Genomic DNA, 20098 nt, shown 5'->3' with positions numbered 1-20098 from the left:
ATTATATTACTTTTTTTCAGATTGAAACATGGAAAAGCATTTAGCCAGGCAAAAAAATAGTTTTGATTTTCAGAAGGCCATTATCATTCCGAAAAATGTGCTTGCAAAGCAATGTAATGAGAACAAAATCATCAATAACTTATTTATTACCGATATTGGCTATTACCGTAAGGCATTGAACCACTATGCGCAAAGGGATAACGGTGCCGACCAGCATATTTTAATCTATTGTATTGAAGGGAAAGGAAACGTCACTTTTAAAAATACGGATTACCATATCGAAGCTGGAAATTTTATCATTATCCCTAAAAAAACGGCGCATATTTATCAGGCAGACCCATCTTTGCCATGGACAATTTATTGGTTTCATTTTTTGGGCACCGGCGCCGACCAGCTTGTGGCTTCGTTACAGCATTACAAAGCTTATGCAGGTTTTAATGAAGAAAGGAATCTTTTATTCGACGCCATTTACAACCGGCTGGAAAGGGGCTTTAGCAGAGAGAATATCGTATCGGCCAATTTGAGCCTGCACCATTATATTGCCGAAATTATTTATACAGATAAAAATCTGGCAAACGATAAAATAATAGCGCCAGACAAGGTTGAGGAGGTGATTGACTTTATGCGGAACAACATCGAAAAGATGCTCAGTTTAAAAGAACTTGCACTGGCAGTTTACCTCTCGCCATCTTATTTATCGGCCATATTTAAAAAGAAAACGGGCACCTCTCCTATCGATTATTTCAACCAGCTAAAAATCCAGAAAACAACCCAATATTTACTGTTTACCAATTTACGGATCAATGAAATTGCGCAGAAAATCGGGATTAAAGATCCGTATTATTTTAGCAGGCTCTTCTCCAGCATTATGGGTACCTCGCCGAAACAGTACAGAGATAATAGGTTTGGTTGAAATTACCTATATATGGGAAACCCTATTAAATTCGAATAAAATAATTTTCTACATTTCTTTCATCTTCTCAATTAATATATAATACCAGCTTATAACTGAATAATTGCCTATAATAATTTTATTGCGCTTTTAGTTTGTTTAATTTTTATATGAATAACAAAATATTTGAGTAGAATAATCACCATTAAGCCATTAAACATTCTTTTTTCTTGTAACTTTATATTAATTATGTTATATTCGATTGTATTATTCCCAAATACACCATGTACATATAATACCTATCTGATTTATTAGATTAGTGTTATTGTCTCATTAAATACTTGAGTCCCACAAGAATTCGTAACTAAATTATTGATGCTAGAAAACTGTGCATCTACTTAGTTTAGTTGTATACAATTTTAATTAAATAAAAACTAAAATTAACTTAAACTCTCTCAAATGAAAAAGCTTTTTTATTTTTCAACACTAATCATTTTATTAATTTCCTCTTGCGTAAAGGATAAAATACAACTAGAAAAACCTAACATTAAAGAATTTAATGAGAAGCTTTCCTCGGTAGGGATTAAAATTAACCCATCAACGTACCAAAGAATTGAAATAAATAAAGAGACATTTATTGATATTGTAGATGCCGATTTTCATACGATCAAAATAGTTGATGGTTTTAATAAAATCAAAGCTTCCGCTTTAACTTATAATGGCAAAAAGTATTATAATATTATTCAATTCACCTCAGAGTCAGAGGTATCAGATCAAGAATTAAAAGTAACTATATTAAATAGTTACAAGCACTCATTGCATTTGAACAGTGAAGTTGAAGTTAATTCAAAAGGGCTTTTAACATACATTAAACTTACTGGAGAGATTTTTCAAGCTGAGTATATTGACAAAGGTAAATTTGCTTCACCCGTAACTTTGGCCAACATCCCAAACGTAAAAATAAACTCGGCAGTAGAAATTGTAAAAAGCAGAAATAGTCAATCAATTGGAATCACCAATGGGAAAATTATGTCTGCCGGAGAAGGTTGCACCGATTGGTATTACGTAGAAACGTGGCGAAATGCTGAAGGTGAAGTTGTGGCAATGAAAGAAGATTATGTATTTACCACATGCCCAGGTACTGGCGCTGGTGGCGGTGCTGTAGCTAGAGAGAGCATTTCTAACTCTTCATTCAAATTAGTTTGTCCGAGCACCTTTGAGTTTAAAAATACAGCATCAAATTGGCAGGCAGCTTATGTTAAAAATTATAAGTATGCTTTTATGGGTACCGACCGATTAGGCAATCCAATCAGGTATTTTATTACGATGGATTTTGAAATAGGTTTAGGAAGAAACTTAGCTAGTCGTGAGGATGCACAAAGATATGCTACAAGAGCACTAAATATAGCAGAAGCCAAAGTTGCTGAGAAAATTTCATCAGGTCATTACAGCAGTCAAGGAGTAAAAGCACCACTATTGTTAAAAAAAGATTTGATGAATGAAATGAGAACTTACTTTAACAGACAATTACGTTTGATCGACAATAGTTCAGCAACTACCGTTAATCAGGGCAGGGTTACTGCCGGTGAAAACGATGGAGTAGATGCCGTTTTTATTGGTTTTTTTGGTTGTTAACTTATGAAAGATATAAATTTAATATTAGAAATTGTTGAAACTTTTTATCCAAAAAGAGAAGATTTTAATGAAGATTTAATGCCTAATAACAAATTTTTACATAGCTTAACTATAGTATGTAAAAAGGCTGTGCTAGAATTACCAGCTTGGAAGGAAAAACTTCTAGGATTAGTAAAATTAATGCCTGATTGCGAAATAATAGACGATACACTATTTGAAGCAAATGAACCTTCTTTTCAAGCTTATGTTATCAACGATAAAAAAAAAATGAGAATACATTTTCATGTCAGCATTATCGCACCATATTTTTTTTCATTTTACCAGTCAGAAAAAAATGAATATAATAAGATAGAAGGAGAAATACTTTTGCAATGGTTAACAACTACATTCCCTGACAAAAATTATATATCAGAAATAGACTGTCGTCAAGAAATTAACTGGATTAGAGTTCCATCTTATTACGATGAAGATATAACTACAACAATTGCCGATTGCATTTTTGGAATAAGAAGTTTAAAAGGTTACTAACATAAAAGACCCGTATTATTTTAGCACGCTCTTCTCCAGTATTATGGGCACCTCGCCGAAACAGTACAGGGATAATAGATTTGGTTGAAGTAAAATTAAAGTTAGATGGCAACACCTAACTGATCTAGTCTGTTAGTATTAATTAGATTGCACTTGGCTTAACTTCTCCTGATTTTGTCACACTGAGCCTATCGAAATGTCATGCATTTACTAAGAAGATCCTTCGACAAGCTAAGGACGACAATTCCATATTTATAAATAGTTTCGACTTGCTATCCCACACCACACTAATCCAGAGTCAAGCCTATCTCTTTCAATAAAATTGCAGCGTTAAAGGTTTTGCAGGGGCCTTGTTTTAACAGGTAATCGAATTTCATCTCGCCCTCGGTAATCTGTATATCAAAATGGAAATTGCGTACGGTTTCAGGATGATCGGCAATCAGATCGGCCAATTGAAGATCGTGGGTAGCGAAAAGTGCCGGTGTTTTTTCTTCAATCAGTTTTTCTACAAAAACCTTCGATCCCAGATATTTATCCCTGCTATTCGTACCACGGAGCATCTCATCAATCAGCACAAAAGTGTCTTTATCCTTCACTACATTGTCTAAAATCATTTTTAAACGGTTTAATTCGGCTTTAAAAGTAGAAGTACTTTCGTTCAGCGAATCTTTTATCCGCATATAGGTATTAATGGAAAAAACCGATAACTGCATGCTTTTGGCACAAACCGGTGCACCTGTATATGCCAATACCATATTAATACCCAATGTACGCAGAAAAGTACTTTTACCGGCCATATTCGAACCGGTTACAATATCAACAGTTGGCTTTGCAGCCAGATTAAAATCATTATTTACCCTTAATTTTTCGTTAATCAGCGGATGGCCAATCTGGGCAGTTGTTAAGGCAAACTGATCGGTAATTGCCGGGAAAACCCAATCGGGTTGGTTATGGGCAGTGGTAGCCAATGAGATCAACTCCTCAAAATCGCCAAGATGATCAAGCGCAGAAATTACATCTTTTGATGAAGATTTATACCAGATATCGAGGTTTACACAACATCTTAAATCCCATAACAAAAGTAGATTTAATATCGCGCCAACAACGATATTGAGCCGTGCATCGAAATTCTGGATGATTTTAGACAGACTTTTAATTTCCTTGCTTACCGGAATTTTCGAATCGAGTAAACCGAGTGTGTATTTACTTTTCCAGCTTTGGTTCTCTGTCCATAAAATGGCACTTGCATAGCCGTTTAACAGGTTTGAGCTTCCACCAAAACTATAAAAAACCTTATTAATTTTTGTGCCCAATAATACATTCCACCCACCGTGGATAACGCAGAACAATACCAGTATCTGCCAAAAAATACCGCTTACAAATAAACCTGCCAAAATCAGTGTGAGAGTAAGATAAGGCACCAATTTTACATAAAACCTTAAAAATTTTCCAGCTACGAATTCCAGTTGTGCACCTAACTGGTATTTAAGCTGTGTTTTGATCTGTTCTATTTTTTCTGGATCGTAACCATGGAGGTTGGCCCTGAAACTATAGGTTTTTTCAATTTTTTCGATCATTTCTTTCACGGCTTCCTGGCGAAGCAGCATTTTATCCCCTGTTGATTTTTCAGATAGGCTTTTGGCCAGAATATGGTTCCCACTTTTGGTACTGCAACGGTTAATCAGCGCAAATAAAGACGCATTTCCAAAAATATCGAGGTCAGAAGTATAAGGATGCAGTTCTGATTCGAAGGCTGCGCCATGATCGTATCCATTGGCCGTTCCGTTTAAAACATTCCATTCGTTCTGGTACACCCACAAAAGCTGTTTTTTATAATCAACTTCGCGATCGAGTTTACTCTGCTTGCGCACTACAAATGCAAAGGCAATTACAGGCAATACTAAACCGGTCTGTATCAGGGTGCGAAGACCATCATCGGCAGAACTCACCAATAGGATAAAAAATAAGATCTCGGCCAGGAATAAGCCAATACGTACAAAAGAAAGCTGATCGATCAGTTTTTTGGTCTGGCTGATATCTGCAGTAACTTCTTTAATTTTCTGGTCGTAGGCGGCTATTATTTCTTCTTGTTGTTTTAGCATGATTTTTATTCTGTATATATTTCCGAAGGTATGAGATGGATAGATTGTATTTTTTGTTACAATTTTATCTAAGTTTGGAACTCGAAATTCTAAAGATAGGCAAAATATTAAATGAGGATTACCCTGATCGCCATTGGCAAAACCGAAGATAAGTATCTAATTGAGGGGATTGATAAATACATCAACCGCTTAAAACATTATATTAACTTTAGTTTTTTGGCCATACCTGATGTAAAAAACGTTAAAAACCTGAGCGAAGCACAGCAAAAAGCAAAAGAAGCCGAGCTGTTGCACAAACAGATCAATAATGGCGATGTTGTAATTTTACTGGATGAAAAAGGGAAAAAATATTCGTCGGTAGAGTTTGCCAATTACCTTAATAAACAGATGGTAGGCAGTGTACAACATTTAATTTTCATTATCGGCGGACCATATGGCTTTGACGAAACCATTTACAAAAGGGCAAACGGTTTAATTTCCCTATCGGATATGACTTTCTCACACCAGATGATCAGGTTGTTTTTTGTAGAGCAGCTTTACAGGGGATTTAGTATATTAAAGGGAGAACCTTATCATCACGCATAAAGATGGATGAGGGAAGATGGAGAATGTGGATGGATATGGAAAAACAGGATTAAAATCATCATTAAATAAAAGAAACTATGATACTCGATAAATATAAAAGGGAATACAGGTATAAAAGTGATCAGAACCGCAACAATAAATACTTATGGATCAGCATAGTTGTTTCTTTGGTAATTGTTGCGCTGCTTTGGTATTTTTTCGATTAAAAGCCATAAAAAAACACCAGACGAGTGGCCTGGTGTTCTCTATATGAAAATAAATAAAGCTTAAACGCCTTTTTTACTTGTCATGCTTGCTTTTTTAGCAGGAGCAGAAGTTTTAGTTGTTGCTTTAGCACCTGATGCCGCTTTAGCTGTAGCTTTTGGCTTTTTATCTGCCGCTGCTTTTTCTTCTGATAATTTAACCTCTGCTGCTGTACCTGGAGTTTCAGGTGTTTCTTCGGTAAACAAAGGAAGATCTTTTAACAGGTTATACCAGGTAATGATTTTCTTCATATCCGAAGCATAAACTTTCTCCTGATCATGATTTGGTGCTACTTCAAGGAAAAAAGCACGTAAATCGCCTTTTAAATCAGGAGTAGAACCTTTAGCCGAAATTTTAGCGAAAATATCCGCTAATTTAATTTCTTCATCTTCACCATATACGGTAATATCTTCTAATGAAGCTAATTTTGTATTGGTAATATTGGCTACAATTTTAGTTTTTTGGGCATCTAAGCTCTCTAAAATGTAACCCACTTTATTTTGTCCAACCAGTTTAAACAAACCCGGTCTGCCAGATACGGCAACAATTCCTCTTAAGTTCATATTTTTATGATTTTGCATGGAGCAAAGTGAAGAGCGCTATGCTCAAAGCCCTTAACCCTTTGCTATTTAGTCTTCTAAAACCTCAATGTTCAAAATTTTATCGCCCTGGCGAATATCGTCCACAAGATCTACATTCTCTATAACTTTACCAAAACAGGTATGGTTACGGTCTAAATGCGCTGTATTGGCTCTGCTATGGCAGATAAAAAACTGTGAACCACCGGTGTTACGACCAGCATGTGCCATTGATAATACGCCACGATCGTGATATTGGTTTTCACCGTCGAGCTCGCAATCGATTTTGTAACCCGGGCCACCAGTACCTGCCAAATGTGCCTTAGCCGGATCTTTTGAATTTGGGCATCCACCCTGAACCATAAAGTTAGGGATTACACGGTGAAAAGTTACACCATCATAAAAGCCTTCTTTAGCTAATTTTTTAAAGTTTGCAACGGCTTTTGGCGCATCGTTTTCGTAGAATTCTACGGTCATATCGCCTTTTTCTGTTTTTATTATTGCTTTACTCATATCAATATCGGTACTAATTTTAAATTTTAACCACCTTAAAAAAATTCTCATTTTTTTGGTAGAGGGCAAAAATAACAAAATTGTGTAACTTATAACATCATTAAATTTTTCTATCCAGTTTAAATGCGGTATTTTAGTGTTTTAAGCAAACCGATTTGATAAAGAAATATTATATCCTGCTCATTTGCCTGCTTTGCTCTTTAGGGCTCAGGGCTTCGTCGCTATTGATTTACATGGATGAAGACCAAAAAAACCACCTAAAAGCTTATGGTATTGCCTATTGGACCATCAGCAAACAGCTGGAGGTTGATTGGCTTTTAAATTACCGCGGCGGCAGTTTTTTAATTAAATATAACAAAACGGTAGAGGATGAATTAAAGATCCGCGGGGTATCGTATGAGGTAATGGCCGATGGAAAAGTAGTAAGTCTGTTAAACGAGATCAGCGATCCATCGGTAAACATGGAAATGGTGAAGCTGGAAAAAACACCCAAAATTGCAGTATATTCCCCTAAAAGCAAATTGCCCTGGGATGATGCCGTTACCCTGGTGCTCACCTATGCCGAGATTCCCTACGATGTAATTTATGATGATGATATTTTACAGGACAAGCTAAGTAAATACGATTGGCTGCACCTGCACCACGAGGATTTTACTGGTCAGTACGGGCGTTTTTGGGCCAATTTCAGGTATGCTACCTGGTACCAGGAAGATGTTAAAAACCAGGAGGCTCTGGCCAAACGCATGGGCTATAAAAAAGTATCAGAAATGAAACTGGCAGTAGCCAAACACATTAAAGAATATTGTGCCGGTGGAGGTTTTCTCTTTGCGATGTGTTCGGGTACCGATAGCTTTGATATTGCGCTTGCGGCAGAAGGTGTAGATATCTGTGCGCAGATGTTTGATGGAGATCCGGCCGACCCAAATGCACAATCTAAACTGGATTTCAGCAAAACATTGGCTTTCCAGAACTTTAAACTGGATAACAACCCCATGAATTACGAGTTCTCGGATATCGACGCCACACAAACCCGTACCTTAAACCAAACAAACGATTATTTCACGTTATTTGATTTTTCTGCAAAATGGGACCTGGTGCCTACAATGCTTACACAGGATCATGATAAAGTGATCAAAGGTTTTATGGGGCAGACTACTGCTTTCAGAAAAAGTCTGGTAAAAACAAGCGTAACTGTACTGGGCGAAAATAAAGGTGCTGCCGAAGTGAGGTATTTACATGGTGAAATAGGTAAAGGCCAGTTTACATTTTATGGCGGCCACGATCCAGAAGATTACCAACATGCGGTTGGCGATCCGCCTACAGATTTAAACCTGCACCCCAATTCGCCGGGATACCGTTTAATATTAAATAATGTGCTGTTCCCCGCAGCAAAAAAGAAACCCCAAAAAACGTAGATTTCTCTAAGATTCTATTTTTTGGCATTATTGGTTTTAAGTTCAAAAACCTACCGGATTTATCCGATATTCCTGTTATGTATACAGTAAATTACTTGTACAAGCATAATTTCTAGCTTTCCGCACAACACTAAAACACCGCAAAAAATCCCCTGTAAACCAACATCTTAGCTCTTAAACTGTAACAGACTTGATACTTTGGCACAGCTTTTGGAAACAAGCCCAGTAATTAACCCAGGTAAAAACCTGATTTTTTAAAAAGATTATTCTAAAAGAAAAATATTATGAAAAAGTTACTATTAAGCGCATCGGTTATTTTATTGGCAACAGGTGCTTTCGCTCAAACAACTACGGGTACAACTTCGCGTTTTGGTATTAAAGCAGGTGTTAACTTAGCCAAGATCCATTCGAGCGGTGATAATGCAGCTGCCTTTAACGACAATGCAAAAAATAATGTAGGTTATAATGTTACTGCTTTTGGCGATTTTGGTGTGGCCAACAACTTCTTTATCCAGCCGGGAATCTCATTGCAGAATAAAGGTGTAAAATTTGAAGGTACCAATTCGGCCACAATCGGTTCAACAACCACTACAACTACTTCATCTTTAAAAACGAATGTTATGACCATTGAAGTGCCGATTAATGCTGTTGCGAATATACCTACCGGTAATTCTGGTGCGGTACAGATTAGTGCTGGTCCGTACGTAGGTTTTAACATTTCTGGTAAAAACAAAGGAACAACCACTACAACTACAGTAAATAACAACACCAATTCGAGTGTAACTTCTACTAACAGCAACGATAAAGATCTGAGCTTTGGTAGCGCAACGGATAAAGATGTGGCAAGTACCGAATTTGGAGCAAACTTTGGTTTAGCTTACCGTACTTCATCAGGGTTTTTAGTTGGTGCCAACTATGGCTTAGGTTTAACCGATTTAACACCTAAAGACAGACAGGCAAACGCGAATAAATTAACTAACCGTGTGTTAGGTTTTACAGTTGGTTATTCGTTTTAATAGAATAGCTTAATAAAAAAACCTCCTGATGTAAAAATCAGGAGGTTTTTTTATGGAATAAACTTTGGATTAGTTAATATTATTTCTTAAGTGTACCTTTAGGTATTTTCGTTCCTAGTTCGTCACCCTGAATTCATTTCAGGGTCTGTTTTGCAGAAAAGATGCTGAAATAAATTCAGCATGACGATCGCGTTAGATAAAAGCTAAAACCTTGGAACAAATGTCAATCAACCCAACTTAATCGTAAAAATTCCAGGTTACCCCAAATTTTAGTAGTGCATCCTGCATTGGGTATCTGTTTACAGTATAATATCCCCTTTGAAATAAGCCTTGATTGATAAAATCGTATTTTACAAAGATATTGGCCCTTCTTAAATTCGCTTTAAAGAAAACATCTACAATCGGTTTGGAATCAAATGTTACCGGATTGGTTTCATCAATATAAAACTGTGCCGTTGCAGGCGAATAAAGATAGTTGGCATAAGTGGTATTATAGCGTACATCAAAACCGATATTCGCTTTTAACACTTTAAAGAAGGTATTGTTAAAATAAATGCTGTTGTAGGTATAAAATTCGGGCGTTCTTAAAATGGCATTTTTATCTGTTTTCTGATAAGCTACATAGTTTTCCATCGCAAATCTTCCAAACGTCCACTTTTTAGATACATCGAATCTAATTAAGCTGATATCAGCCGTTTCCTGCTTCGGTAAAATTGCTGTAGTACCGCTAGTATGATCGGCAGCAAAATAAAGGTAGTTACTGGTTAGATAATATTTGGCACCTGCTGTTAAAGCGTATTTATCGTTGATATAATTAAAGGATAAATTGGCAATTTTGGTATTTTTAAAATCATTATTGGCCCATTGGTAATGGTTGCCATGGTAATAATCAAAAATAGTTGCCGGACTCTGGTTCTGCACATAAGCACCCAGTTCTATCCTACCGATTGTTTTGCTTAACAGGATTTTGCTTTTTGCCTCATATAGGTAGTCGCCTGCATTTTCGCCCTGCAAAATCTGTTCAACATTTAAGTTAAAATCAATGTTTGACGAAAACCGATAACCGGCGGCTCCCAAAATGGTTATATTCTGGTAGGCAAAGCGGCTCTGTTCGTAATTGGTACCATCCTGTTTAATCCCCAAAAATTCGTGTTTGTAATAATCGTGCCTGATTCCGGCATCAACTTTTAATTCATTTTTAATGAGCGACGAATTTTTAGGTCTTAAAAAAAAGCTATAAATAAATTCATTTTTAAGGTGCTGTACGTGGGTAGAGTCGTTTGTAAAGGTTGTACTGTTTATCCCCGGTGGCAATACATTATTTGGGTCGGTGCCGATTTTTAAAAAATCGTAACTGTCGTTATTGTACTCAACCGTATAGGTAACTTTATTGGTAGGCAGAACGGCATTGGCTGCATTGGTAGAAGTATCTATCCGGCCTACATAATAGGTCTGTTTTAAAAACAGTGTATTTTTTTTATAATTATTACGCGCATCCGATAGGTTTATCGCTTCGGCATCCCTGCTGATGGCGTTATAATTTGGATCAAATATATTTTTTGCTACAACCGAACCATTTTCGTAAGCCCGCAGCGTATTAAATATGGCTGATGCCCACATATTGTAACGTTTGCTTGGCGATTGGTACCAGGAGAATACGGCAACATTTAAATTATCGCCGCGCTGCCTTACATAAAAACCTTTAGAATCTGCCCTGTTGAAATTTATACCGACATTCCAGTTTTTTTTAATGTTCTGTGTGTGCAGGGCCCTAAAAAGCTGTTCTTTCTGTCCGGCACTAACAAAGTACAAACTGGTAAAAGGTGTACGTGCCTGATAATAAATGATATCTTCTGGCGTAAGCGCATAATAATCGAGCGAGTGGAAACCTACATCAAAACCGATCCGTTTACTCGGTTCGTACAATAAAGGCCTTGCTGATAAGCCCATATTACCATTGCTGATAGTAGGGTGTGTAGGCTGCAAAAGCGGGCTATAGTTCTGGATATTAACAGTAGAAGTATCTAAAGGCAATAGCACGATACTATCCTTACTAAGTCCGATTTTGGTAAAGCGGATGTATTTCGCCGTAAAAACTATGGAGTCTTTCCCCCCATCTAGTTTCTTCCTAACCGAATCGAGCTCTTTGTTTGTACCCACACTTGTTTTTAAATCCTGCGCAAATGTTTTACCGATGCCGGAAAACACGAAGATCAAAAAACAGATTTGAACGATTTTACGCATCTTATAAATCAGAAATTAAGCGGGTTAAAATTTCTGTCATTTTTGGCTCTGCCTTGGCCGCAGCAGCCAAAATTTCGTCTAAATTAAAAGGTTGAAGATCTTCAGGGAAACCTTCATCGGTAAGTACCGAGATTGCAAAAACAGGCAAACCGGCATGGTTGGCCACAATCACCTCTGGTACGGTACTCATGCCCACGGCATCTGCACCGATTAAGCGTAAATATTTATATTCGGCTTTGGTTTCCAAATTCGGGCCCGAAACGGCAACATAAACCCCTTTATGGCATTTAATATCAACATCTTTTGCAATTTCCAAAGCTTTGGCAATAATATCGCGTTTGTAAGGCTGGCTCATATCGGGGAAACGTGGCCCTAATTCACTTTCGATTAAACCACGTAATGGATTATCGGGCTGTAAATTAATATGATCTTCGATAATCATTAAATCGCCCTTTTTAAATTCAGGGTTTAACGAACCGGCTGCGTTGGATACGATCAGGTTTTCGATGCCCAAACCTTTCATCACCCTCACCGGAAAAGTAATCTGCTGCATGCTATAACCTTCGTAATAGTGCAAACGGCCCTGCATGGCAATGATTTTTTTCCCGTTAAGCGTACCAAAAATAAGTTTACCACTATGAAATTCTAAAGTAGAAATCGGGAAATTGGGAATGTTGGAATACATCAACTGATGTTCAACTTCGATTTCTTTTACCAGACCACCAAGGCCCGTACCCAGAATAATGCCTATTTCTGGTTTAAAATTCTCTGTTTTACGTTTTATATATTCAACGGTTTCTTCTATTGCTCTTAACATAATTTAAAATGAGTTCGTCAAAGGTAATCTTATCTTCTTCAAATAATTCAACCTCTATGGGTAAATAATATACAGGTAAATCTAACAGTAAATCTTCAAATCCGGTAGCTCTTAAACGCTTGCTATCCTTTTCTGTTGTGATGATGATTTTTTCTTTTTTAATTCCGGCCAAAAAAGTGTTTTTAAATTTCCTGATATCAGCTTCTTTAAAGGCATAATGATCAGGAAAATCTTCGTGTCTGATCGTTTTAGAATATTTCCCAAGTTCTTCTATCAAAGGCTGCGGATTGGCAATTCCGGTTAACAGAAAAATCTCAAAATCTTTCACCGATTCGAGTGTACGGCTTTCTTTATCATATAAATGTACCAGATCGCCATATTTTAAATAGGAATGCAGAACGGGCTGACCGGCATTGGGCTGTAATTCATTTATCGAAGCCTGTTGTGCTACATGTAACAAAGGAACAGGCGATTTGGTTACCAATAATACATCGGCCCGCTTACGGGATGAAAAAACATCGCGCAGGTTTCCGGCAGGCAACAAAAACTGTAAAGTGCCTAATTTTCGGAATTCGAAAAGAAGGATATTAAAACCGGCCTGCACAGCACGGTGCTGAAAGGCATCATCGAGGATGATTAAATCGTGGTTTTCTTTTAATTGATTGATTCCTTTTACACGGTCTTCACATACAGCTACAGTTACACCATTAAATTTTTGATGGTACTGAAGCGGTTCGTCGCCAATGGTTTCGGCGGTGGAGCTGGCATCGGCAAGGATAAAACCTTTTGTTTTCCGGCCATATCCCCTGCTTAAAATTGCAACTTTATAATCAGCCAGCAGCCTCACCAAATATTCGGTAGTGGGTGTCTTGCCCGATCCGCCTACCGCTAAATTACCTACACAGATTATCGGCAGATCGAACTTTACCGACGGCATAAGGCCCCAATCGTAAAGCTTTTTGCGGAGCACAATAGCCAATCCGTAAATCAATGAAAATGGGAGCAGTAAAAGACGTAGGTAGTTTAGTAACATATCGTGGCTTCAAAAATACTGATTATTTAAAAAAGAAAGGCATTGCACCAATAAAGCAACCTTTAAAGGGAAGAAATGGTTTGAGTGAATAATGTAAAATGGAAAACATCGCCTGGCAGGATAGATCCTGAAATAAATTCAGGATGAAGATCGCTGGAGGGTTTTGAGATAAAAAAGGGCCTTAATGACCTTAATTTCTTAATGGTGAAATGATGGAAGATGGAATAAGATGTTTAGTCCGAAGTCGGCAGTCCGGAGTCCGAAGCCAACCGATTCCTGTTTAAGGTTTGTCATCCTGAGCGTAGTCGAAGGATCTGTAACAGGTAAGCGGCTGGAGGGCAGTTACTAATGAACAATGTTCAATAAACAAATAGCTAATGAACAAGTGAACGAATTAGTCCGAATTCCGCAGTCCGAGGTTGAATAACAAATTACCAATAATCAATTTTCAATAAGCCAATCGCTAATAAACTATGAACCATTGACCAATAAACCAATGACAAATGAACCAACCTTAAAATTGTTCCAAAATATCTTTATCTGATTTATAGGTTTCTACAATTATTGGAGGAATTGTTAAGTGATATTTTTCGTAGATTTCTTTCCAAAGCTCAACGTTGTTTTTCCTGGGGTATTGGTAAAAGTCCTGTCTGAGTTTTAAAGTAGAGAAACCATTATTGTTTTTTTGTTCAGGATCAATATTATCTAAAAAAAGTAGTTCCATTTCTGCCGATGGCTCACCTTCCGAAAATAACCCAGCTACTACATTGCATTTCAAATAAGTAGAAGAAAGGTGCGACAAACAATTCTCAATAGTATAATTCTGCCTATTTATCCAGATCATACTTTTTGCCACAGTAGCAATATTGCTTTCCATTCCCCTGAGAAGGTGTTTGTCTACAGTTATGTAAATCCATCCGTTTTTGCTTTTATACAATACGTTTCTTACCCTACTGAAATAAATTTTATAACATTTTACACCTTCGTAATCAACCTGACCTTCAATTTCGTAATCGTTATCCTCATCTAACATGTTCGCATTTAAATAACTTACAAAATAAGATTTTAGCTCCAGCCTTAAATCAATGGCATAATTTATATTAACACTCCCTGTTGCTTTTCTTAAGTCTTTAAGTCTTCTAATCCCCTCCAACTGCAACTTGATATCGTTTTTATATTCGTCGGTATGCAGGTTAAATATACCTTCCGCATAAGTATTGTATTTACCATTTCGAACAATGTACTGCCTGCAGAGTAGTTTTTTGCTTACTACACCCGAATCAGCAAGGTGTGCGAGGGCATTTTTCACCAGCGTTGAAACAAAATTGGGGGCATAAATCTGCACATCATCCAACTTCATATACTTATCCTTTAACTTAACAATGAGGTCAGCTACATTGATCTGATCATCAATTTTAATCGAACGGCTTTCGTAACCCACAGAACTAAACGAAAACAGTTGTTCTTTCTTTAACGAATCTATTTTAAACGCAAAATTGCCATCAGCATCACTTAATGCTACAAGTTTTTCATTACTGTAAATCGAAACAGAAGCTATACCCTTACTGGCTGAATTAATAACGCGACCTTTAATATTTTTTTGCGCCCATGCTTCAGAAAAAAAGCTAAAACAGCATAGAATAATTGCTAATATGATTTTTGAGCGGCAAGACATAGATTTGAGGCGTTTTTTATTAGTTTCTGGTTAATGCCCTCTAATTTAATTATTCTTTTTAGATATGGAAACATGTTAGTTTGAAGCCGGCAGTCTGGATAGATCCTGAAATAAATTCAGGATGACGATCATCAAAGGATTTTCAGACAAAAAAGTACCTTAATGACCTTAATTTCTTAATGGTCAAATGATGTTAGATGGAAATTGTTTTGCTCTCGAGCCAGTTAACCAATCAACAAATAACGAATGAACCAATGAACTATTTAGCCACGGATGCACTGATTTACACTGAATAGTTTTTTGCATCATGCTGACCAATGAACTAATGACAAGTGAACCAATCAACTAATAAGTTAATATTTTAAGATTTTTTATTATCATTGTTCTCTACCAAAACGTAATTTAATGTCTCCTAATAAAAGATTAGTTGTTGGCCAGGGCCAGATCAGTGGATATATTTCTATTTTTTTAGCCGTATTGGCGCTTCTGGGAATTCTTTGTTTCCACTATCCTGAAAAATTAACGACTCCCGAATTCCGCGAGATATACACCAAAGAAAGCATGGAAGCATTAATGCTCGGCGGTGTAATTGCGTGTTTCTTTTTTTCTTTATTGAGTTTAATCCTTAGTAAAAAAATAAAATGGGCATGGCCGGGTTTTGCATTGGGCGCTTTGGCGGTAATATTGGGTGCATTAAGTGTAGAAGGAAGGGATGTAGCAAAATCGAACTGGCATTTTGGCCTGGATTGGATGATTTTAGATCTTCTTTTAATGGTTGCCATTTTTGTTCCACTGGAGTTATTCTTTCCAAAAAATAATGAACAAACCAAATTCCATGAAGAGTGGCGTACGGATTTAACCTATTTTGTAATCAGTCATCTTTTTATACAGTTTTTCGGAATTATTACCCAAAAACCAGCGGTTTTGTTTTTCGGCTGGATGGGATTGGATAAGGTACACGCATGGGTGCAGGGTTTGCCATTTATAGTAGCCTTATTTTTGGCCTTTTTCAGTACCGACCTGTTTCAATACTGGGCGCACCGTTTTTTCCATACACGTGTAGCTTTATGGCGTTTCCATTCGATACACCATTCTACCCAGAATATGGATTGGCTGGCCGGAAGCCGTACCCATTTTATCGATATCTTTTTTACCCGTGCCATGACGTTTATCCCACTTTACGTTTTAGGTTTTTCGCCAACGGTTTTTAATGTGTATATTATTTTTATTGCCATACACGCCGTACTGATCCATGCCAATACCCGCATCAATTTCGGACCGCTGAAATACATTTTTACAACCCCACAATACCACCATTGGCACCATTGCGAAGACCCGAAATATTACGGGCATAATTTTGCCTCCATATTTCCATTTATCGATATGATATTCGGCACCTATTATTTACCGGGCAAAGAATGGCCCGCCGGAACGGGTGTACACGAGGCGGCTTACCCAAAAGGTTTTGTTAAACAATCTATCTATCCTTTTACCAAAAGTCCGTTTGATACCGATTTAAATATGGAAGAACGGAGCGATAGGTAAAAAGACCGGCGCTAAACGAACTTTGCTAACGCTCGTTTCTAACGAGTGTTGAATAGTTAATCGTTTAAAACGATGTAATCATAAAGCCTTTTACAAAGCAAGCCATACTGTCAGATGGCAACATCTAACAGCACAAACACTATATACCCAGCCCTCTGTGCGCTTGGTGTATCTCTCAGTGATCTCTGTGGTTAAAAGCAACCTTTTCTACGATGCAATCGTAAAGCTATTGATGCACTCGTTTGGAAACGAGCGCAAACAGGTTAAATGGAACAAACAGCCATTTAAAACGTTATATTAGCGTTCCATCTCATCCTATGCATGCCGAAACAGAAATTTTAATTATTGGAGGCGGATTGGCAGGTTTAACTGCTGCGCTCCATCTCAATAAACTCGGACTGGATGTGACACTGATCGAGAAAGATACCTACCCCCACCATAAAGTTTGCGGCGAATACATTTCGAACGAAGTTCTCCCCTACCTTAAATGGCTCGGTCTGGATATCGAAAGTCTTGCCCCTGCTTTGATCAGCGATCTGCTTTTCACTTCTCTATCAGGCAAAAGCATACAGACCAAATTGCCGTTGGGTGGTTTCGGATTAAGCCGGTACACCATTGATCATTACCTCTACACCGAACTTGTTAAAAGAAAAATAAAAGTAGTGCAAGATCGTGTAGTACAGGTAAATTTTGCAAATGATCAATTTGTGGTTGAAACAGCAACAGCTAGTTTTGTCGCACATTACGTAATCGGAGCTTATGGAAAAAGATCGGCTATTGATATAAAACTGAACCGGAAATTCATCAATAAACAATCGCCCTATCTGGCTGTAAAAGCGCATTACAAGGCTGATTTCCCTAGCAATGTGGTAAGTTTGCACAATTTTGAAGGTGGTTACTGTGGGGTTTCGAAAGTAGAAAATAACATTTTAAACATCTGTTATCTGGCCAATTACGAAAGTTTTAAAAAGCATAAAAATATTCTGGCCTATCAGGAAAACATCCTTTACAAAAACATCCACCTGGCAACCATTTTCGAAAATGCAGAAAGTATGTTCGAATCGCCGTTAACCATCAGTCAGATTTCTTTTGAGGCAAAAGAACCGGTTTATAACCATATTTTAATGATTGGCGATACTGCCGGGCTCATCCATCCACTTTGTGGAAACGGCATGGCCATGGCCATCCATAGCGCAAAAATAGTTTCAACCTTGTTACAACAAACACTCGAAGGTAAAATCACTTCAAGATCAGCATTGGAGCAAAAATATACCTTAGCATGGAACCGCGAATTTAAAAACCGCTTAAAAATGGGAAGGCTTTTATCAGCTTTGCTTAAAAACAATAAACTCGAAAAGTTTGCCATGGATACTTTAAGTAAAATGCCCTTCATGCTCAAAACCATCATTAAACAAACCCACGGAAAACCCATTACTATCCCACAATAAATGGCTGTAGATACCACATATAGAAGCACCGAACCCGAAATTATGGACGATTTTGCCATGGAAGGCGAAATATTACGCGATGCATTGGATAAGATTGCAAGCATTAACCAACTGCTTGGCGGTAATAAAGTTACATTAAATGGCATTAAAAGCTTAATTGGCAGCAAACCAAAGAGCGAATTGATACGTATTACTGATATTGGCTGTGGAAATGGCGACATGCTGCGCACTTTGGCCGATTATGCCAAAAGCAAAGGTTTAAATTTTATACTGAAAGGAATTGATGCCAATAGTTTTACCATCGATCATGCAAAAAGTTTATCTAAAAATTACCCCAATATCACTTACGATTGTAGCGATATTTTTGATGATCTGGGCAAAGATGATCCCTGTGATATTATGCTCTGTACTTTAACGCTGCATCATTTTAAAGATGAAGAAATTATTGAGCTATTGGAAAATTTTAAAAGATCGGCAAAGTTGGGTATTGTAATTAATGACCTACAAAGGAGTGCCCTGGCCTATCGTCTTTTTAAAGCGATATGTTACGTATTCCGGTTAAATGATATGTCGCGCGAGGACGGATTGGTATCTATCCTCCGTGGTTTTAAAAGAGCTGATCTGATTAAATATACCAAACAATTAAAGCTTAAATCTAGTTCGATAAAATGGAAATGGGCTTTCCGCTACCAATGGATAATTAAAACAATATGAGCGTAACCGTAAAAGCAGTAAGCAAAGCCCTGCCCGAATTCTGGAGATCAACTGAAGACATTCTGCCATTTCTGGATGTTTGGCTAAAAGATCAGGATGAGCGTTTTATCCGGAAGGTGAAAAAGATTTTCGAGGGTGCAGCGGTTGATAAACGTTATTCGATCATGTCGCCCGAAGAAGTTTTCAGCGATTTAAGTTTTGAAGAGCGGAACAACATTTACGTTCGCGAAAGCATAAAATTAGGGGCCAATTGTTTAAGCTCGGCACTCGAAAAAGCTGGCTGGCAGGCGCAAGATCTTGATTATATCATTACGGTGAGCTGCACCGGAATTATGATCCCCTCTTTAGATGCTTATCTGATCAATTTATTAAAACTGCGCCAGGATATAGTGCGTTTGCCCGTAACCGAAATGGGCTGTGCCGCTGGCGTATCGGGTATGATTTATGCCAAGAATTTCCTAAAAGCCAATCCCGGTAAACGGGCAGCGGTTGTTGCGGTAGAATCGCCAACAGCAACCTTTCAGCTCAACGATTTTTCGATGGCCAATATCGTAAGTGCAGCCATATTTGGGGATGGTGCGGCCTGTGTGTTGTTAAGTTCGGCTGAAGAAGACAGTGGACCAGAAATTTTGGCCGAAGAAATGTACCATTTTTATGATGCTGAAGAAATGATGGGTTTTAAACTCACCAATACCGGCCTGCAAATGGTACTGGATATCGCCGTGCCCGAAACCATTTCCAATCATTTCCCTGATATTATCCATCCATTTCTGGCCAAAAACGAACTCGAAATTAAAGATATAGACCATTTGATTTTTCATCCGGGAGGGAAAAAGATTATCCAGATTGTGGAAGAATTATTTAGCGAACTGGGCAAAAATATAGATGACACCAAAGCCGTTTTAAAGTTATATGGAAATATGAGCAGTGCAACCGTACTTTATGTTCTGGAACGCATAATGGATAAAAAACCGGCAAAAGGAGAAAAAGGATTGATGCTGAGCTTTGGCCCGGGTTTTTCGGCACAAAGAATATTGTTGCAATGGTAAAATTCATTCAATCATTCATTTTATCATTCAATAATTCTAACATTCAATCCCTCAATCATTCACTCA

The 20098-nt window shown here is 37.6% G+C and carries 19 protein-coding genes; 12 read left to right on the top strand and 7 right to left on the bottom strand.

Annotated elements, in window-relative coordinates; all coding sequences use genetic code 11:
* Nucleotides 1-28: 28 nt before the first annotated feature.
* The 4 genes from B2V92_RS14215 (at nt 29) to B2V92_RS26560 (ending at nt 3143) form a co-directional block, all read left to right on the top strand.
* Entirely contained in the window at nt 29-913 is an 885-nt protein-coding gene (locus tag B2V92_RS14215; protein WP_293309242.1) for an AraC family transcriptional regulator, read from the top strand.
* A gap of 438 nt (nt 914-1351) precedes the next feature.
* Nucleotides 1352-2527 (top strand): hypothetical protein, encoded by a 1176-nt coding sequence (locus B2V92_RS14210; protein WP_293309240.1) that lies wholly within the window; start codon nt 1352-1354, stop codon nt 2525-2527.
* A gap of 3 nt (nt 2528-2530) precedes the next feature.
* Nucleotides 2531-3055, top strand: a complete 525-nt coding sequence (locus B2V92_RS14205) for a hypothetical protein (protein WP_293309238.1) — start codon at nt 2531-2533, stop codon at nt 3053-3055.
* A gap of 1 nt (nt 3056) precedes the next feature.
* Nucleotides 3057-3143 (top strand): AraC family transcriptional regulator, encoded by an 87-nt coding sequence (locus tag B2V92_RS26560; RefSeq protein WP_414691896.1) that lies wholly within the window; start codon nt 3057-3059, stop codon nt 3141-3143.
* 199 nt (nt 3144-3342) lie between these two features.
* Here the strand turns inward: B2V92_RS26560 and B2V92_RS14200 are convergent, their stop codons facing one another.
* Nucleotides 3343-5157: a MutS-related protein gene (locus B2V92_RS14200; protein ID WP_293309237.1), complete on the bottom strand. Its 1815-nt coding sequence runs from the start codon at nt 5155-5157 to the stop codon at nt 3343-3345.
* Nucleotides 5158-5268: 111 nt separating this feature from the next.
* On the opposite strand from B2V92_RS14200, the gene rlmH reads away from it, so the two are divergent.
* Nucleotides 5269-5742 (top strand): 23S rRNA (pseudouridine(1915)-N(3))-methyltransferase RlmH, encoded by a 474-nt coding sequence (gene rlmH / locus B2V92_RS14195; RefSeq protein WP_293309235.1) that lies wholly within the window; start codon nt 5269-5271, stop codon nt 5740-5742.
* 77 nt (nt 5743-5819) lie between these two features.
* A complete protein-coding gene (locus B2V92_RS14190) occupies nt 5820-5948 on the top strand; it encodes a hypothetical protein (protein WP_293309233.1) in 129 nt (42 codons plus the stop codon).
* Nucleotides 5949-6008: 60 nt separating this feature from the next.
* Here the strand turns inward: B2V92_RS14190 and B2V92_RS14185 are convergent, their stop codons facing one another.
* Both B2V92_RS14185 and B2V92_RS14180 read right to left on the bottom strand, forming a co-directional pair.
* Nucleotides 6009-6548, bottom strand: a complete 540-nt coding sequence (locus tag B2V92_RS14185; RefSeq protein WP_293309231.1) for a DUF5606 domain-containing protein — start codon at nt 6546-6548, stop codon at nt 6009-6011.
* A 66-nt stretch (nt 6549-6614) separates the two neighbouring features.
* Entirely contained in the window at nt 6615-7076 is a 462-nt protein-coding gene (locus B2V92_RS14180; protein ID WP_293309278.1) for a peptidylprolyl isomerase, read from the bottom strand.
* A 233-nt stretch (nt 7077-7309) separates the two neighbouring features.
* Here B2V92_RS14180 and B2V92_RS14175 point away from each other — a divergent pair, with 233 nt between their 5' ends.
* Together B2V92_RS14175 and B2V92_RS14170 are read left to right on the top strand one after the other, a co-directional pair.
* Nucleotides 7310-8491 (top strand): asparagine synthetase B, encoded by a 1182-nt coding sequence (locus B2V92_RS14175; RefSeq protein ID WP_293309276.1) that lies wholly within the window; start codon nt 7310-7312, stop codon nt 8489-8491.
* A gap of 284 nt (nt 8492-8775) precedes the next feature.
* Complete coding sequence (locus B2V92_RS14170; RefSeq protein WP_293309229.1) at nt 8776-9507, top strand: outer membrane beta-barrel protein; 732 nt, start codon at nt 8776-8778, stop codon at nt 9505-9507.
* Between the two features lie 237 nt (nt 9508-9744).
* Here the strand turns inward: B2V92_RS14170 and B2V92_RS14165 are convergent, their stop codons facing one another.
* From B2V92_RS14165 to B2V92_RS14150, 4 genes are all read right to left on the bottom strand, one after another.
* Nucleotides 9745-11751 (bottom strand): putative porin, encoded by a 2007-nt coding sequence (locus B2V92_RS14165; RefSeq protein WP_293309227.1) that lies wholly within the window; start codon nt 11749-11751, stop codon nt 9745-9747.
* 1 nt (nt 11752) lies between these two features.
* Nucleotides 11753-12568, bottom strand: a complete 816-nt coding sequence (locus tag B2V92_RS14160; protein ID WP_293309225.1) for a purine-nucleoside phosphorylase — start codon at nt 12566-12568, stop codon at nt 11753-11755.
* Complete coding sequence (lpxK, locus tag B2V92_RS14155) at nt 12540-13601, bottom strand: tetraacyldisaccharide 4'-kinase (RefSeq protein ID WP_293309223.1); 1062 nt, start codon at nt 13599-13601, stop codon at nt 12540-12542. Before lpxK ends, B2V92_RS14160 begins: the two co-directional genes overlap by 29 nt.
* Before the next feature lie 514 nt (nt 13602-14115).
* A complete protein-coding gene (locus B2V92_RS14150) occupies nt 14116-15276 on the bottom strand; it encodes a carboxypeptidase-like regulatory domain-containing protein (RefSeq protein WP_293309221.1) in 1161 nt (386 codons plus the stop codon).
* 405 nt (nt 15277-15681) lie between these two features.
* On the opposite strand from B2V92_RS14150, the gene B2V92_RS14145 reads away from it, so the two are divergent.
* The 4 genes from B2V92_RS14145 (at nt 15682) to B2V92_RS14130 (ending at nt 20032) form a co-directional block, all read left to right on the top strand.
* Nucleotides 15682-16821, top strand: coding sequence for a sterol desaturase family protein (locus B2V92_RS14145; protein WP_293309219.1), 1140 nt, complete (start codon nt 15682-15684; stop codon nt 16819-16821).
* Nucleotides 16822-17063: 242 nt separating this feature from the next.
* On the top strand, nt 17064-18269 hold the full coding sequence (locus tag B2V92_RS14140) for an NAD(P)/FAD-dependent oxidoreductase (protein ID WP_293309217.1): 1206 nt from the start codon (nt 17064-17066) through the stop codon (nt 18267-18269).
* Nucleotides 18270-18983, top strand: a complete 714-nt coding sequence (locus B2V92_RS14135) for a methyltransferase domain-containing protein (RefSeq protein WP_293309215.1) — start codon at nt 18270-18272, stop codon at nt 18981-18983.
* Entirely contained in the window at nt 18980-20032 is a 1053-nt protein-coding gene (locus B2V92_RS14130) for a type III polyketide synthase (RefSeq protein ID WP_293309213.1), read from the top strand. The genes B2V92_RS14135 and B2V92_RS14130 overlap by 4 nt, the downstream gene beginning before the upstream one ends.
* Nucleotides 20033-20098 lie beyond the last annotated feature (66 nt).

It is taken from the genome of Pedobacter sp. UBA5917 (assembly GCF_002432345.1).
In the GTDB taxonomy this organism is placed as follows: domain Bacteria; phylum Bacteroidota; class Bacteroidia; order Sphingobacteriales; family Sphingobacteriaceae; genus Pedobacter.
The sequence above is the reverse complement of the archived record's forward strand: the minus strand, read 5'-3'. Positions and strand labels throughout refer to the sequence as shown.